Raw genomic sequence first — 17310 nt, forward strand, 5'->3', positions numbered from 1 at the left:
CTTGGTCATTCCCTCGAAAACGCCAGCGGCCTAGATTCAGTACCGGAAGCGAGAGGAAACGCGGCGCCCATCGTAACGGACGGACCCGGTCGAGTGCCTTTGCTCCCGTCGCTGGAAGGAGCACAAAGAATTGTCAATTGTCACGATTATCGGGGCCGGGGTCATCGGTCAGTCCTGGGCGCGCTTATTCTCGGATGCCGGCTGGGAAGTGCGCGTATCCGATCCACGACCCGACCTGGAGGAGGCCCTGACCGGAATCCGCGCGACAGCTGAGCCGGATCTAGCCCGTGCCCTGGAGAGCGCTGACTTCGTTCAGGAGAATGGACCCGAACGGATCGAAGTTAAGAAGGAGCTCTTCGCGGCAGCCGCCGAGCACGCGGCCCCGAACGCGGTCCTCGCATCGTCCTCTTCTTCTCTCTTGCCCTCGGCCATGGGTGAGGGCAATCCGGCCGCCGAACGAATCCTTGTCGGCCATCCCTTCAATCCACCGCAGCTCATGCCCTTGGTCGAGGTCGTCCCTTCGGCGAGCACGTCTGAGGAATCGATCCAACGCGCTATAGAGGTATACCGCGAACTCGGGCGCCAACCCGTGCGTCTCAAAAGAGAAATTCGCGGTTTCGTTGGGAACCGGCTGCAGAAGGCCTTCAATGATGAGGCAGCCTATCTGGTCCAGGAAGGCATCATCGCCCCCGACGAGCTGGACACCTTGGTCCGGAACTCGCTCGGGTTGCGGTGGTCGACCATCGGGCCGTTCGAATCCCGCCACCTCGGCGGAGGACCAGGAGGCATTCGACATCTGGACGCCCACGTCGGAGCACAGATGGATTTCCGCACCGGCCATCCGGACCCGACTCGCAAAGGCGAACTTCACGAAGCAGTCGAAGATGCCTACGGGGTCGGCGACGCTGCGTACGTTCAATTGATGGAAAGGCGGGACCGCCGGACCAGAGCGGTGCTCGACGCACTGACCAGGTGCGGTGACGAGGAGGAAACCCGATGAGCCGAGCAGCCCACAACGAATTGACGGCTTGCCTGCGAAGCGCCCCCGCAACAGGAGATGATTTCGACCCGCATGCCGCTCTGACAGACCTCCTCGGATGTGTGGGGCTTTCCCCGAAGGACTCCGGCGGGACGATCGACTTCGTGGGAAGCGATCCCGTGCTTCCCGACGTTTTGCGCTTGGCTGGCGGCACTTCGATAGCTCTCGTCGCCAAATCGGTCGCTGTTGCGGCACTATGGCGCATGAGGGGCGGCCGAGGCCAAGATATTTCGATGGATCTGCGTACCGCGCCTCGCCGACTGTGCCCGTTCTACGAGAAACGGTGGGAACTGCTCAATGGATACCCTATGGGCGACCCAGTGGCCGTGAGCGACGCATTCTCAACCTCGAGCTTCTACCGGACCGCGGACGGGCGCTGGATGCACCCCATGGGGCCCTATCCGAAACTTCGCCACGATACCGCGAAGCTACTGGACGTACCGGAGAGCCGGGATCGCGTAGCAGAAGCGATATCGCAGTGGAAGGCCCTTGATCTCGAGGAGGCCGGCGAAAAGGCCGGAGTGATCATGCCGATGTGCAGGACCACGGACGAGCTGATTGCGACCCAACAGTACGACCAAGTCCTCTCCAATATGCCTCCCGTCGTGGTGGAAAAGATCGGGGATAGTGACCCTGAACCCCTCCCCGGTGGCATCGAGAACCCCCTTGAGGGCGTGCGTGCCCTGGGCCGGGCCCACATCATCGCGGGCGCCGGAGCCGGACGAGCCCTTGCCCTTCACGGAGCAGATGTCCTGAACGTATGGGATCCGAACGAACACGAGCTCCCGCTGCTCTACGGAACGTCGAATGTCGGCATGCGCTCGACCACTTTGGACCTCAAACGCGAGGACGATGCGGCAACCATGCAGGATCTTCTTCGCGGTGCGGACATCTTCTTTGCCAACCGCCGACCAGGGTACTTGGGTCGACACAACTTGGACGCCGAGAACGCGTCAGCTGCGCGGCCCGGAATCATTCACGCGAGTGTCAACCTCAATGGTGAGACCGGCCCCTGGGCGGGGCGCGTTGGATTCGACCAGACAGCCGGGGCACTTGCCGGTGTCCTGATCGATGAGGGCCAGGACGGGGTGCCATCGCTTCCTCAGGTGCCCGTGGTCAATGACTACATCACCTCGTGGTTCCTGGAACTCGGAATCCTGCGGGCGCTCATGCTGCGAGCCGAGCACGGAGGCTCTTACAAGGTGTCCGTCTCCTTGACCCGTACAGCCCTCTGGATGCGCAGCCTCGGGATCTTCGACAAGGATTACGCCCAAGCGACCGCGGGAAAGGCGCCAGGGCACGAATACCTGCCGCCGAAAACCTTCACCACGGAAACACCTCTCGGGCGCTACCAAGGTGTCGCCGAACAAGTCAGCATGTCTCGAACGCCCGGGGCATACGCCTACCCGTTGATCCCACGAGGATCTCATAAACCACATTGGATCGGAGGAAACGAAAGATGACGCACTTGTTGGCCCTTCAGCTTGTGCCCTCGAGGATCTTCCGCATAGACACCTCGACCGGGCAAACAGAAGTTCTCGTCGAGGACGCCGGACCGTTCCCAGACGGCATCGTCGTATTGGACGGCACGGTGTACTGGACGACTATGGGAGAGCCCGCAGGGGACTTCTCCCTCGCCGATGAAACCGGTCTCGACTTCTCACGGAGCAACGGCGGCCTCCACGCCATTGGTCTGGATGGAACCGAATTCCGCGATCTCGTCCCCGACGGGAGCTTGACGACCGGAAAACAACTCACGGGACACGGCCCCAGGCTCTATTGGTCCGACCGCGAGGGATGCCGTGTCACGAGGTGTCGGACGGACGGGACTAAGTTGGCGGATCTAGTGTCGAAAGAGCCCGGGGACCAACTCGATGAATGCGTCGGCGTGGCCGTCGACGAGCAGCGCGGGTGGATCTACTGGACACAGAAAGGTCCTTCCAAAGGAGGCCTCGGGCGGATCCTGCGTGCGCCTTTGAACCGGACTGACGGCCGAGCAGACCTGCCCGACGTTGAGACGCTGTGGGAAGACCTGCCGGAACCCATCGATATCGAACTCAGTGACGGATACATCTACTGGACCGACAGGGGAGCAGGGCCGGAGGGCAACACCCTCAACCGCGGTGCGATCCCCGAGCCAGCCAAGAAGGGTGAGGAACCGGAGATCCTTGCCCAAGGGTTCCAGGAAGCGATCGGTCTTGCCGTTGACGTCGAACGCGAGACGGTATTCGTCTCGGACCTGTCCGGGGCCATCCGAGTGGTCCCGCTTCCCGGATCGAGCGGCGAGGAAGGAATTCTCGCTGCTTTCGAAGGTCCGATGACGGGTCTGGCCATGTGCTGATCTCGGAGTCGGACGACGTCGGTATCCGTCACGCCGTCAGCGGCTGGTCTCCAGCTGACGGTTGATCCGGTGAATCAGCATGTCCAAGGCGACCAGATTACCGCCTCCTTCGGGAATGATCAGGTCCGCACGCCTCTTGGACGGTTCGACGTACAGCTCATGCATGGGTTTCACGGTTGAAAGATACTGGCTCTCCACCGATTCCACCGAACGGCCGCGTTCCAAAACGTCCCTCTTGATGCGGCGAAGGATGCGGACGTCGGCATCCGTGTCCACGAATAATTTGATGTCACAGCGCTCGCAGATCTCGTCCTCGGCGAATATGAGAATTCCCTCGAGGATCACGATCGGCTGGGCATCAATGATCGTGGTCTCGTCGGCCCGATTGTGAGCCGCATAGTCGTACATCGGGCACTCGATGCTCTTCCCGGCAACCAGTTGATCCACATGGTGGATCAGCAGCTCGTTGTCGAAGGCTTCTGGGGCATCGTAGTTAAGTTGGCACCGCTCCTGATAGGACAGATCGTCGCGGCGCTTGTAGTAGTTGTCGTGGTAGACCACAGAGACGTGTTTGTCGAAGCTGGCGACCAGCTCACGGGTCAAGGTTGTCTTACCGGATCCAGTGCCTCCGGCAATGCCGATGACCAATGGTTTCATGCGTGAACTGCTCCCGATGCTCGATTTCTACTGCTCCATTCTGCCGTATGCGGAAGTCAGGTATATCCAAAAACGTGCTTCGGTGAGTGCATGCCTGACCACAAATCAGCGCTGGTTGGGGAAGACTGCGTCTTTCGTCGATTTCCGCCCGCTCAGTCGGTAGGAGGCCTCGGCGTACAAAAGGAGCGCCGCATGAACAAGACTGCCCGTAGGGCTGTCTCATTCACGCGGCGCTCTCATGCAGTCGTCCGCATCGCAGGCCGACCGTCACCGCCTCAGCGTATCGGCGATCAGGCCTCGACCTCGACGTCGTCGAACGTGGAAGTGTCAATGACGCAGCGGAACTTCACATCACCGGCGACGACGCGATCGTAAGCGTCGTCCACCTCCTGAACCGAAACCGTCTCGATCTTCGCCCCGAAACCGTGCTCGGCGCAGAAGTCGAGCATCTCCTGGGTCTCGGGGATGCCGCCGATGTTTGAACCGGCAATCGCCTTGCGCCCGCCGATGACCGAACCGAAGCTGAACTCCTGCTTCTCGGGCGGCAAACCGACGACTGCCATGACACCCCGCGGCTTGAGCAAACTCATGTACTTGTCCACCGGAATGGATGCGGAGATCGTGTTCAGGATCAGATCGAATTCACCGCGATGATTCTTGAAGAAATCTTCCTCCGAGGTGGCCAGGGTTCGGGTCGCGCCCAGCTCCTTGGCGTCCTGTTCCTTCTTCAGCGTGCGCGACAACACCGTCACCTCGGCGCCCTTCGCGGCGGCGATCTGGACGCCCATGTGCCCCAAGCCACCGAGCCCCAGAACAGCGACCTTCTTGCCCGGCGCCGCATCCCACGTCGCAAGAGGCGAGTAGGTGGTGATGCCGGCGCACAGCAGCGGAGCGGCGACGTCGAAGTCCAGGGCATCCGGGATGCGGAGAACGAAGTCCTGGTTCACCACGACCTTCTCGGCGTAACCCCCTTGAGTGATGCTGCCGTCGACATCTTCGGAATTATACGTGCCGACCATTCCGCCACGGGTGCAGTTCTGTTCCTGTCCGTCGCGGCATTCCTCGCACTCGCCACAGGAATTGACCATGCAGCCGACGCCGACCCGATCTCCGACCTTGTACTTGGTCACGTCGGAGCCCACGGCCTCGACGACACCCGCAATCTCGTGACCGACGGTCAGCGGGAAATGAGCCTCGCCCCATTCGTTGCGGATGGTGTGGATGTCACTGTGGCAGATGCCGGCTGCTTTGATATCGATCAGGACATCATCAGGCCGGGGATCGCGACGGTCGATCGTGGCGACCTTGAACGGCTGGTCCGGGCCGGTTTTCTGGAGAGCCTTGACTGAAATGGGCATGAAACTGCCTCCTGAAGTCGTACTAGATGAATCACGTATAAATCTACGGCTATGTCTCCGTGATGTCTGGGCCGTTCGCCGTACGCATCATTGGGTGTGAGTTTCCTCAGAATTGTGACTCGGGATGTGCGACCCGGCATGGACGTGTCGGACTGGCCCGAGTAGAAGTAGAAGTTATGCCCTTAGATTCCCCAGGAAAGTTCAACACCGAGCAGAAGAGGATCCTGGCACTGACCCTGGTGCCTCTCTTCATGTCCCTGCTCAGCGTGTCCATCGTCAACGTCGTACTTCCCGCCGTGCAGACATCCATCGGTGCCAGCAGCTCCGAATTGCAATGGGTCCTCTCCGGCTACGCGCTGGCATTCGGCGTCCTCTTGGTAGCGGCAGGCCGTGCCGGGGATGTGTACGGGAGGGGGCGTCTTTTCATCTTAGGTGTCAGCCTGTTCGGTCTGGGGGCTCTGGTGTCCGGGCTCGCGCCATCGGCCATCGTGCTCAATATCGCGCGAGTGGCGATGGGGCTGGGGTCGGGTTTCCTCAACCCACAGGCCATCGGGCTCATTCAGCAATATTTCAAGGGAACTCAACGAGGCAAAGCCTTCGGAATGTTCGGCGGCGTCGTCGGTGTCTCCGTGGCCATCGGCCCCGTGCTCGGCGGCATCCTGATCAGCCTGTTCGGGCAGGAAATCGGCTGGCGGGCAGCGTTCCTCGTCAACGTTCCGATTTGTATCGTGGCCCTCTTGCTCGCCAGGGCTTGGCTTCCGGATACCGCTTGGAAACCGGTTCCTCCCGAGCACTCGACGTCGTCGTTGCCAGTCATCGACCCGACGAGTGCCGCACCCAAACGGAAAGCCGATTTGGATCCGGTCGGTCTGGTGACCTTCGGCCTTGCCGTGCTTCTTGTGATGCTCCCGTTCGTGGAATCATCGGTCGGACCGTGGATCTGGGGGTCCATCGTCGTGGCTGTAGCCTTGCTGGTCTTCTGGGCCTTCTGGGAGAGGCGTTACCGGAGGAACGGTGGCGAACCCATGATCGACATGGAATTGTTCAAGACCCGATCGTTCGCCAACGGAACCATGCTGATCGGTTTGTACTTCGTCGGTGTCACCAGTATCTGGGTTCTGGTTGCCCTCTACATGCAGTCAGGTCTGGGACACACGGCTCTGGCCTCAGGCATGATGGGTCTCCCCGCGGCAACCGCGAGTGCCATCAGCGCACCGGTCGCCGGTCGATACATTGTCAAAATCGGCCGACCCCTGGTTCTGATCGGGATGAGTTCGGTCCTATTCGGATTGCTCGTGACAGCATTGCTGGTTTTCCTCCACGGACGAATTGGCCTCAGCGAGTGGTGGATGCTTCTCAGCCTGACCTTCGTCGGCGGCGGCCAGGGACTCGTCGTGAGCCCGAATCAGACGCTGACTTTGGCCGATGTTCCGATGCGTTACGCGGGGTCGGCTGGCGGCGTCCTCCAGACCGGGCAACGCGTGGGCACGTCCATCGGCATCGCGGCGATCACCGGAATCGTTTTCGCCCTGGTTGCCAAGTCCGATTGGTCGACGGCGATGGTCGTCGGGCTTCTCGTGATTGCGGTCGTGGTGATCCTCGCCGGGTGCATCGGCATTCGCGACCTGGTGCAAGGGCGTCGGGAAGAACGCGTCGCCTCGTAGCCGGATACGGGTCCCGAAAAGCAAGAGACCGTAGGTTCATCTCCGATGGACCTACGGTCTCAAAAAGTTCGAGCCGCGGGATCATGCTGATGATCTCGCGGCTCGAACTGTTGGTCGGGATGACAGGATTTGAACCTGCGACCTCGTCGTCCCGAACGACGCGCGCTACCAAGCTGCGCCACATCCCGATGTTGACTTGTCCGCACGGGAAACCCGAATATCGCGTCAAGCAACTTCTCTAGAATAGCGGATCCGCCATAGCCCGGCAAACCGGCCAAGAGTGGCCCCGGGCACGTCGCCTTCCACCCGGTTATCGGCTGGCCCACTCCACGAGCTGCAGAATGTTCTGGTACGTCTGTCCGGTGGCTTCGGTCATGCCTTGTTCGCAAGTCCGGTTCGACGAAGCATAGGCCGAGTAGCGTCGCGCATTGACCTCAGCTGCTTCGGCGCGGGTTGCGGACTGGGTGAGCTCAGGATGGAGCATCCCGCGGTCGCCCGCATAGGCGCAACAGCCCCATTCGAGCGGAACGTGGCATTCCTCGGCAACGGCGTTCCCCAGCTCCTCGAGCTGAGGCCCCAGACCCAAATGGGTCAGCGAACACGTCGGATGTAGGACCAGCGAGTCGAGCTTCCGATGGATCTCGAGGAGCGGCAGAATCGCCGTCGCGACGAATTCGACCGAGTCCACGAAACGGATTCGTGAGAAGTCCCGAACCTCGCCATCCGGAGCCTGCTGAGGGCCGGTGGCCGCGGCGTCGAGCACCTTGGACTTCATGGTTTCGAGCCCCTCGGTGCACGACGACGCATCGCAAACGACAGGCAATTCTCCGCCGCGGGTCGCAGACCAGAGACCTTCCAGCACCCGATCGGACATCACGGAATAACCATCGGTGAACCCCTTGGACTTCCACGGGGTTCCGCAGCACATCGAATCGATGCCTTCCGGCGTGTTCCACCGCAAACCTGCTCGATGCGCCAAGTTCATCAGCGATGACGTCGCGCTCTCCTCGGCAGGTGCCCCAATCCCATCCACCGCACCGAACATCGAATTGACGCAGGCCGGGAAGAAAACGAAAGAGGCTCCATCATCGACGCGACTCGCACGGCGTCGGCCGCCCGAAGGCAAGTGCTTGTTGTACTGGGGTATGACGTCTTCGCCGAGAATTTTCCGCCCCAGTTTCGTCGCGGCGACCGGCATGGGCCAGGGGAGGCGCTTGGCGGCACGCAGTCCGTAATTGGCCGCGTTATTCGCAGCCCCCCAGTTCTCGGCTGCGACCTTCCACCCTGCGCTCTCGGTGGGTTGCTGTTTTTCCGAGCGCAAACGGCGAATCAAGTCGCCCGTGTTGATGTCCACGGGACAGCGGGTGACACACATGCCGTCCACGGCGCACGTTTGTTCGCCTTCGTAGTCCCAGTCGGCCTCCAACTTCCGGACGAGTGTGTGATCCCCTCGTGCCCGTGCTGCCTCGAGCTCCCGACGCATCACGATTCGTTGCCGAGGAGTCAGAGTGAGGTCCTTGGAAGGGCATACCGGCTCGCAATAGCCGCACTCGACGCAACGGTCCACTTCTTCCTCGACGGTCTCCGCAACCTTGAGATTCTGCACATACGCATCCGGATCGTCGTTGATGACGACGCCGGGGTTCAGCATGCTGCCCGGGTCGATCAAGCGTTTGACCTCGCACATGACCCCGTACAACTCGTCCCCGAACTGACGGCGCACATATGGAGCCATGATGCGGCCCGTTCCGTGCTCGGCTTTGAGCGACCCCCGATTTCCCAAGATCAGCGAAACCATGTCTTCGGTGAACTCGCGGTAGCGTTCCAGCTTGCTTGGCTCCGAGAAGCGCTCGTTGAGCATGAAATGGATATTGCCATCCTTCGCGTGACCGAAGATCACCGAATCCTCGTAACCGTGCGCGTCGAACATGGTGCCGAGGTCTCGGCAGGTCTCACCCAGGCTCCCTACGGGGACCACAACGTCCTCGAGCAGTGCGTTGGTTCCGGTAGGGCGGTTGCCCGCCACGGTCGCGTACAAGTTGTTCCGAGCCGCCCACAAGAGAGAGCGTTGCCCGGAATCCGTGGTCATCTCCGCAGGAGATGAAAGATCCAAGGACTCCAGCATCGAGCGAGCGGCCTCGTACCTTTCAACGACTTCCTTGGAGGTCGTGGCCTGGAACTCCACCAAGAGCGCCGCGTGCTGGTCGACGTCGACCTGGGCCAGAGCGTCGGCGACCTTACCTGAGCGCTGGGCCACGCGAATCGAGGTCGAGTCGAGGAGCTCAACGGTCGCCATATCGGCCTCGACGAGGAGAGGAACCGTGGAAGTCGCCGAGATGAGGTCCGGAAAAACCAAGAGCCCGGTTGACGCGGCGGGAAGTATCTCCAGGGTTCTGAATGTTGCTGATGCCACGAAGCCGAGGGTTCCTTCAGAACCGATGATCAAATGCTCGAGAATGCGCACCGGTTCCTCGAAATCGAGGAATGCGTTGATCCCGTAACCCATCGTATTTTTCATCGAATACTGATGCGCGATGATGCGGCGCGATTCCGGGTTGTCGACCACACGGCGTCGCAATCTTCGCAACCCTTCGTGGATTTGTGGTTCTTGCTGACGCAATTGAGCATCCGCGTCGGCCTCCGACGTATCGATCATGGTCCCCGAAGGAAGGATCAAGACCATGGAATCCAGGGTCCGGTACGTATTGAACTCGGTTCCGCAGGACATCCCCGAGGAATTGTTCGCGACCACTCCGCCGATCGTGCACGCGGATGAGGAAGCAGGGTCAGGCCCGATTTTCCGTCCATACCGTCGAAGAGCGCCGTTCACCGCTCCGACGGTAGCGCCGGGCTGCACGCGAACTCTCCGTCCATCGTCCAACACCTCAAGCCCGCGGAAGGCCCGGCGAGTGTCGACCATGACCCCGTCGGAGACGGCCTGGCCGGAGAGGCTGGTGCCGCCCGACCGGAAAGTGACGGGCAACCCGGCTTTCGAAGCCGAGGACATGACGGCGGCGACGTCGTCCGCCGAGCTCGGTCGCACAATGCCTTGAGGGACCAGAAGATAATGCGAAGCGTCATGCGCCATCGCGAGCCGGTCAATTTCCTTCGAAGACGCCGCGGCGCTGGATCCGGCCTCGAGACTGACCGCGAGGGCTTCGAATTCGGGGCTCGCCGGGGCCTCCGATACGGCGAGCGGGGAATGTGCGAGCGGTGTCAACGGTGTGGTGGAGCTCATGTTTTCCATCCTAGAAGGCTGACAATCACCGTTCCACGGAGGATAGCCATGCCTCATGCAGCTCCGAGAATCGTCCGCCCGCATCGATCAAGGCCTGAGGAGATCCGTCCTCGACCACGCGACCGTCGGAGACGACCAGCACGCGCTCCGAATCCAAGATGGTCGACAGACGATGGGCGATGACGACGGCGGTTCGGCCGCCCAACAACTCAGACAGACCGCGCTGGACGAGCCTCTCGGAAGGCAGATCCAGGGACGCGGTCGCCTCGTCAAGAATCAGGACGGCCGGGTCCGCCAAGAAAGCGCGGGCGAATGACAGCAACTGCCGTTGACCTGCCGAAACCCGTCCGCCGCGTTTATTGAGATCCGTATCATACCCTTCGGGCAGTTTGCGGATGAACTCGTCCGCGCCCACTTGTTGAGCCGCCCGAATAACCTCCGAGCGGGTCGCGCCGGGGCGTCCCAAGGCGATGTTGTCGGCCACCGAACCCGAGAAGAGGTAGGACTCCTGCGTGACCATGACAACCTCTTGACGAAGATCGGTATCTCGCAGGTCCCGCAGGTCTACGCCGTCCAAAAGAATCCTCCCCGAGCTGACGTCATAAAACCGGGCAATCAGTTTTGCGATGGTGGACTTGCCTGCGCCCGTCTGGCCGACGAGGGCAACTTTCTGGCCAGCCGGAATGCTCAAATCGAGGGTGGGCAGGACCGGGTTGGTGGCCTCTTCGCGATAACTGAACGTGACCTGGTCGAATTGTAATCTGCCACGAATCTCTGAGGTGCCTCCCGGAGTGCGCGGCCGGTCAGGGTCTGCCACGCTGGGACGCTCTTCCAGAAGGCCGGAGACCTTTTCGAGTGCAGCGGTAGCGGACTGGAGAGTGTTGTAGAAGCTCGAGAGATCCATCAGCGGGTCGAAAATTCGTTGCGTATAGAGCACCAAGGACAAGAGGGCCCCGACCGCGATAACACCGTGCAGAACGTTGTAGCCTCCGACGACCAGAACCACAGCCACCGTGAGGTTGGATAGCAGCATGACTCCCGGCATGTATATGCCGAAGAGGCGGACCGATCTGAGGTTCTGTTGCCGGTATCGATCAGCGAATTTCATGTAGGAACGGCGCGCACTCGGCTGGCGGCGGAAGGACATGACGGCGCGAATACCCGTCATGGTTTCCGTGAAGTTGCCGATCAGTTGGGCCGATGAGATGCGTTGGGCTCTGTACTGGACCTCGGATCTCTTTCTGAACCAGACCGTCAGCGAGATCATCGGTATCAGCGCGATTCCGATCACAATAGCGGTGTGCCAGTCGAGGGCGATCACGATGACGGCCATCATGACCATCGACAACAACGAGGAGGCGATCTGCGAGAGCCCCGAATCCAGGAATTCACGCATCGTCTCCAAATCCGAGGTGAGGCGAGAAATGACGCGGCCCGAGGTGTACTTCTCGTGGAAATCCAGACTGAGCCGTTGGACGTGCGCAAAAGTTCTACGCCGGATCCGGTACAGGATCGATTGAGAGATTTTGGCGGTGATCGTCTCGTTCAGATAGACCGTCAGGGCAGATATCACCGCCGAAACAATATATGCGACGACTATCGCAATCAGCGCTGCCGGATGGCCTTGCTTCAGTTGAGGCAATCCGATGTCGATGCCCCAGCCGGTCAGCGCGGGGCCCAATGCGCCCAAGCCCTCGGACACGATGACCAAGGCCAACGTCCCTACAGCCGGCCAGAGAACCGGCTTGACCAGGGAGGCCAGCAGTTGGAAGGAGCGTTTGCGAACGGCCTTGCTCTCGCTCTTGGTTAGATTGATTTTGTCCTCATTGCGGACACCTAAACCTGCGGTGCGTCGTTCACTCACGGTAGCCCTCCTCGAGGGTGTCTTCTGCCGTCATGACGTGTCGGTACTCGGCCCGCGACATGAGCTCTCGGTGCGTCCCGTAAGCGATGATCTTGCCCTCGTTCAAGAGCGCGACCCTGTCCGCCAACGCCACGGTGGAGGGGCGATGCGCCGTGAGAAGCGTGGTCGTATTCGTCAACGTCTCACGCAGTCGTCTCACGACCGTCTCCTCGGTTTTGGTGTCCAGAGCCGACAACGGGTCGTCCAACAGCAGGATCCTCGGGTGGGCCGCGATCGCCCGGGCCAGGGCGATGCGCTGACGTTGCCCGCCGGAGAGGCTCAGACCTTCTTCCCCGATCTGGGTCTCGACGCCGTTCGGAAGGGTCAGTGCAAATGCGGCGTCCGCGACGTGGAGGGCTTCGGACAGGATTTTCTGACGGTTGGTTCGATGGGATTCGTCGAGGTCTTCCCAATCGATGGGCTCCAGGTCACGGCCCACAGGCTCAGGCAGGCCGAAGAGGACGTTCTCCCGAATGCTCGTCGAGAACAGCGTGGGTTCTTCGAAAGCGATGGCGATTTGTGAACGGAGCTCATCGAGAGCCAAGTCCGCCGCGTCCATGCCGTCCACCAGTATTCGTCCTGTCGAGGGGGAGTAGAGACGATCCACGAGGGACAGAATCGTGGATTTTCCTGAACCGGTGGTTCCGACCAGAGCGACGGTTTCTCCTGGGCGTACGTCGAAGGAGACGTCGTCGAGAACCATCGTTGCCCTCTCCGGTGCCGGGATCTCGTTCGCCGTACCTGCCCCGGACGCGTCGAACGGGATGCGGCCCCCTCCGGAGTCTTTCGGGTAGGCGAAGCTCACTCCGTCGAACGCCAGGGATGCGGCGGGCGGAGGGATAGCATCCAGGTCATCAGGATTCCAGCCCGCAGCCGGGTGAGTGACGCCGAGAACTGGAACGGACTCTTCATCCGACTGGGCCATGACCTGTCGGTGTCGCTCCGCCGCAACATGGGAGGCCTCATAGAGATTGATGATCATGCCTGCGCTGCGCAAGCGTCCTGTCACGATGACCGCCGTCCCGAGGAAAGCCACCGCGTCACCCACGCTCAGCAGACCGTTCATGTAGATCCACCCTGCGACAAGCAGGGATATTGCCATCATGATTTCGGGAACGAGCCATGTCCGGGCGGAGAGGGACGCCATTGCTTTGGTCCGGGAGATCTCCGTGAGACGCAGTCCCTGCGCCTGATCGGAGAATTCCTCAAGGGAGTGCTCGCCTCTTCCATGTGCCTTGAGGACCCGGATGCCGTGCACGGATTCCTCGACGGACGTTGCGAGGTCCCCTGCCCTCTGCTGGACTTCTCGAGTCAGTGCTCGGACACGTTTCATGGCCCGAGCGATGATCACGAGGACAGGAATGACGCAAAGCAGATAGATGAGCGCGAGCGGCCAGGCGTCGAACGCCATGAGCCCGACGCCGACGACGACGGTGACCACGATCAACGTCAGATTGGGGATTCCGAAACTGAACCAGCGACGAATGAGGCCGAGATCCGACGTCGACCGGGAGAGCAGCTGGCCGGAAGACCACTGATCGTGAAAAGAGACTGGGAGGCGGGCAAGCTTCTCGAAGAGCGCCTCGCGCATGCGCATCTCCATGTGGAGTGCTTGGTCCATGATGAGGTAGCGACGCAGCCAGATGAACACGACTTGCAAGAAGCCTAGGGCGGCGACGAGTGCTCCACCGCCCCACACCGAGGCCGCACCGGAGCTGTGGTTCTGGATCGCATCGACCACGAAGCGGAGCGCTTGAGGAATCGCCAGCCCCATCAAAGTTGCCGCCACGGCAGAAATGATGCCCAGGACGAGCTTGGTGCGAATAGGTTCGATGTACCCGGACAACAACTGTTGGGCTTCCGGGCTCTGACTACGCTGCACGAAGCAAACGATACTCTTCGTTTTTGCCAGTCAGACCTGGTTTCGCCTCGGGGGAACCCGGAGTCGAGGGGTCGCTGCTAGGCCGGTCGGGCGGTCAGATGAAGCAGCACTGCTTCCGGAGGGCAGAACAACCGGACGGCCGCGTATCTCGAGGTACCGAGACCCGCCGTGACTTCGAGGGGGACGCCCTCCTCGTAAGAGATTCCTTTGGCTCGCGAAGGATCGAGATCACAGTTGGAGACGATGGCACGGCCCCCTGGAAGACAGATCTGGCCCCCATGGGTGTGGCCAGCCACCATGAGCTCCGCGCCGTCATCGACAAAACGACGAATCGTGCGCATATAGGGGGCGTGCATCACCCCAATGCGTAACGAGGGTTCCTCGCGTGCTCCATCAGGGTGAACGAAGCCCGGATGACTGTCGTAACCCAAATGAGGGTCGTCGACGCCGGAAAAATCCAGGCGAACTCCCTGGATGCGAAGACTGCGAGCCCGGTTGATCAGACCTACCCAGCCGCGGTCGTCAAAGGCCTGGTGCATCTGCGCAAATGGCAGGACATCCGGAGCACGCTCATCCCGCTTTTCATCTCCTGTGTGCTTCCACAGGTAGCGGGCGGGATTCTTGAGCCGGGGAGCGAAATAGCAGTTGGAACCGGGTACGTAGACTCCCGGGAACTCCAACAGCGGATCCAATGCAGTCAACAACGGTGGCAGGCCGTCGAGATGGCTGAGATTGTCTCCCGTATTGATGACCAGGTCGGGATCCAAGTCGGCCAGGGAGTGTACGAACTCGGTCTTTCGCCGCTGTCCCGGAATCATGTGCATATCCGATATATGCAGAACCCGGAGGGATGGGGCACCGGCAGGGAGCACCCGCAAGGTTTCCTCCCTGACCTGGAATCGGTTCAATTCGACACAATGGCCGTACGCAACGACGGCGGCCCCCGTCGCGACCCCGATTCCCGCGCTCCTGAAGGCCGTGGGGAGGATCGAAGCTGTGCCGGAGGCCGCCGAAAGGCGAAATCGGTTCACCGTTGGCTACTCCGCCTTCTGTGACTTGATGTCGTCACTCTGGACCTGGTCCGAAGGATTGGTGAAGGGGTCCGTGTTGTAGTCGCGAGATACGGCCTTCATGTAGTCCTGCCACTGTCGGCCCGCGTACGTCGCACCATCCACGTAATCCTTGGTCTGACCTCCGATCCGAAGCCCATTGAGGGACCGCGAACCGAGGTCCACGTTGCCGACCCACGATGCCGTCGCGACGCCGCGGGTGTAACCCACGGTCCAGGTTTGGGTGGAATCGTCCGTGGTACCCGTCTTGGCTGCCGAAGCGTTCTCCAAGCCGATCCCTCGTTGGTAGGCAGAGCCCTTGGTCAAGACGTTCTTCAAAACGAAGCTCACACCTCGGGCGACGTCAGGGTCGATGGCTTGGTTGCACGAAACCGGAGACACGTCCATGGCCTGGCCCTTGCGGTCGGTAATGCTCTCAATCGAACGCGGTGAGCAGTACTTGCCTTCCGAGGCGTAGGTCGCGAAAGCATTGGCCATAGCCATGGGAGCAACGTTTTCCGTACCAATGAGCGAGGCCAGGGAATCCTGCGTTTGGATTTGGTCTCCGGAACCGTCCCCCTTGACCACGCCAAGGTCCTGAGCGGTCTTGCCGATATTGCAGAGATCCAGATAGTTGTCCATCGCGTAGAGGGCCGAGTTGATCGAGTTGTAGAGGCCCTCATTGACCGTCATAGGCTTGTTGTAGCCTTCCTCAGCGTTTTGGAACGACCAAGCCCCATTGGCGCCGGGGTTCTCCACCGAACCGCCGGGTTTGCAGCTGGCTCTCCATTTGGTTCCCGCTGGATAGCTCAACTTGGAAGCGTCAATCGTCGAGTTCACGCCGTTGCCTTCCTTGATCCACTCGGTCAGGGAGAAGGCCTTGAAAGTCGAACCGGGCTGGAACCCTGGTGTGCCGCCCATGGCAGAGTCCACGTTGTAGTTGTACACCGTGTTCCCGACTCCCTTGCCATTGTTGTAGTTGGAGTTCTGGGCCATCGAAAGGATGTTCCCCGTACCCGGCTGAACCGAGACGAGCGAGGTGCTCACAGAATCAGGGTTGTCGTCAGTCGGCTGGGTCTGGTTCACCTGGTCCTGGGCAGTCTTCTGGTCCTTGCTCTTCAAGGTCGTCTTGATGGTCAAACCACCACGCGTCAACAATGCCCGACGTTCGTCACTGTTGTCCCCGAACCGCTTGTCCTGCAGGAACTCATTGCGGACGTAATCACAGAAGTACGGGGCGTCGGTTGCGGCTTCACAGCCCGACTCCGTGGTGTGAATGTCCAAGTCCAGTGGTGCGTCCTTGGCCTGATCGTATTGGTCCTGCGAAATCTTTCCGTGCTGGAGCATAGTGTGCAGCACGGTATTGCGCCGATCCGTGGCGGCCTTGGGATTGGCTTGAGGATCGTAATAAGCAGGGGACTGAACCATTCCGGCCAACAACGCTGATTGCTGGACGTTGAGGTCCTTCGCGTCGATGCCCCAGTAGTACTTCGCGGCCGCCTGGACACCGTAATTGCTTCCGCCGTAATTGACGAGGTTCAGATAGCCGTTGAGGATATCGTCCTTCGACTTGTTCTGCTCCATCGAGATGGAGAGCTTCATTTCCTTGATCTTGTCCAGCATGCCCTTGTTGGCACCCATGGTCGTGGTGGCGTCCTCACCGCTCTGGGTCGCCTGATCAATCAGCAGGTTATTCACGTATTGCTGGGTGATCGTGGAAGCGCCCTGACGCGAGCCAGGGTGGACGATGTTGTTCAACAGGGCACGTCCGATACCGAACGCGTCCACACCTCCGTGGTCGTAGAAGCTGTCATCCTCGATGGACAGCTGGGCGTTGACCATGTTGTCGGAGATCTGGTCCAGAGGGACCTCGCTGCGATTCTCTGAATAGAACGTCGCGATCTTCTGCCCGTCACTCGTCAGAACCGTCGACGGTTTCGACAGAGGGCCAGCGGAGAGATCATCAGGGAGCCCTTTGAACCAGTTGATCGAGGCGCTCGCGGTCAAACCGGCTGTGGCCGCCGGCGGAATGAGGAGGCCAGCGGTCACGAACCCCGCAACAATACTGAGGGCAAGGAACTGAATGAAGTCGCTCGGAGTTCGTCGGTCACGCTGCCGAGCGGATTTCTTGGGTGAAGCCATTCCAACAGCATACAAGTCGATATAGGAAAACGTACGC

At 60.7% G+C, this 17310-nt stretch carries 11 protein-coding genes and 1 tRNA gene; 4 read left to right on the plus strand and 8 right to left on the minus strand.

Annotated features, from left to right (window positions below):
• The first annotated feature begins 130 nt into the window (after positions 1 to 130).
• The 3 genes from EWR20_RS03490 to EWR20_RS03500 are packed head-to-tail and all read left to right on the plus strand — an operon-like array spanning position 131 to position 3380.
• On the plus strand, positions 131 to 1000 hold the full coding sequence (locus tag EWR20_RS03490) for a 3-hydroxyacyl-CoA dehydrogenase NAD-binding domain-containing protein (protein ID WP_129359026.1): 870 nt from the start codon (positions 131 to 133) through the stop codon (positions 998 to 1000).
• Positions 997 to 2502: a CoA transferase gene (locus EWR20_RS03495; RefSeq protein WP_129359028.1), complete on the plus strand. Its 1506-nt coding sequence runs from the start codon at positions 997 to 999 to the stop codon at positions 2500 to 2502. The genes EWR20_RS03490 and EWR20_RS03495 overlap by 4 nt, the downstream gene beginning before the upstream one ends.
• Complete coding sequence (locus EWR20_RS03500; RefSeq protein ID WP_129359030.1) at positions 2499 to 3380, plus strand: SMP-30/gluconolactonase/LRE family protein; 882 nt, start codon at positions 2499 to 2501, stop codon at positions 3378 to 3380. Before EWR20_RS03495 ends, EWR20_RS03500 begins: the two co-directional genes overlap by 4 nt.
• A gap of 36 nt (positions 3381 to 3416) precedes the next feature.
• On the opposite strand, the gene udk is transcribed toward EWR20_RS03500, so the two are convergent.
• Together udk and EWR20_RS03510 are read right to left on the minus strand one after the other, a co-directional pair.
• Positions 3417 to 4037 (minus strand): uridine kinase, encoded by a 621-nt coding sequence (gene udk, locus EWR20_RS03505; protein WP_129359032.1) that lies wholly within the window; start codon positions 4035 to 4037, stop codon positions 3417 to 3419.
• A 290-nt stretch (positions 4038 to 4327) separates the two neighbouring features.
• The gene (locus EWR20_RS03510; RefSeq protein WP_129359034.1) at positions 4328 to 5395 is read right to left on the minus strand and encodes an NAD(P)-dependent alcohol dehydrogenase; all 1068 of its coding nucleotides are present in this window, start codon (positions 5393 to 5395) and stop codon (positions 4328 to 4330) included.
• Positions 5396 to 5571: 176 nt separating this feature from the next.
• Here EWR20_RS03510 and EWR20_RS03515 point away from each other — a divergent pair, with 176 nt between their 5' ends.
• Complete coding sequence (locus tag EWR20_RS03515) at positions 5572 to 7059, plus strand: MFS transporter (protein WP_129359036.1); 1488 nt, start codon at positions 5572 to 5574, stop codon at positions 7057 to 7059.
• 111 nt (positions 7060 to 7170) lie between these two features.
• Here EWR20_RS03515 and EWR20_RS03520 read toward each other — a convergent pair.
• The 6 genes from EWR20_RS03520 to EWR20_RS03545 all read right to left on the minus strand — a co-directional run bounded on the left by EWR20_RS03520 (position 7171) and on the right by EWR20_RS03545 (position 17273).
• Positions 7171 to 7247, minus strand: a tRNA-Pro gene (locus EWR20_RS03520).
• Between the two features lie 122 nt (positions 7248 to 7369).
• Positions 7370 to 10297 (minus strand): FAD-binding and (Fe-S)-binding domain-containing protein, encoded by a 2928-nt coding sequence (locus tag EWR20_RS03525; protein ID WP_238147540.1) that lies wholly within the window; start codon positions 10295 to 10297, stop codon positions 7370 to 7372.
• Positions 10298 to 10322: 25 nt separating this feature from the next.
• On the minus strand, positions 10323 to 12161 hold the full coding sequence (locus tag EWR20_RS03530) for an ABC transporter ATP-binding protein (RefSeq protein WP_129359038.1): 1839 nt from the start codon (positions 12159 to 12161) through the stop codon (positions 10323 to 10325).
• Positions 12154 to 14082: an ABC transporter ATP-binding protein gene (locus EWR20_RS03535; protein WP_129359040.1), complete on the minus strand. Its 1929-nt coding sequence runs from the start codon at positions 14080 to 14082 to the stop codon at positions 12154 to 12156. Before EWR20_RS03535 ends, EWR20_RS03530 begins: the two co-directional genes overlap by 8 nt.
• A gap of 77 nt (positions 14083 to 14159) precedes the next feature.
• Positions 14160 to 15113 carry a metallophosphoesterase gene (locus EWR20_RS03540; protein WP_129359042.1) on the minus strand — a complete coding sequence of 318 codons (954 nt, stop codon included), beginning with the start codon at positions 15111 to 15113 and terminating at the stop codon, positions 14160 to 14162.
• 6 nt (positions 15114 to 15119) lie between these two features.
• Positions 15120 to 17273, minus strand: coding sequence for a transglycosylase domain-containing protein (locus EWR20_RS03545; RefSeq protein ID WP_129359044.1), 2154 nt, complete (start codon positions 17271 to 17273; stop codon positions 15120 to 15122).
• Between the last annotated feature and the right edge of the window lie 37 nt (positions 17274 to 17310).

Source organism: Rothia uropygioeca (assembly GCF_004136585.1).
Lineage (GTDB): Bacteria > Actinomycetota > Actinomycetes > Actinomycetales > Micrococcaceae > Rothia.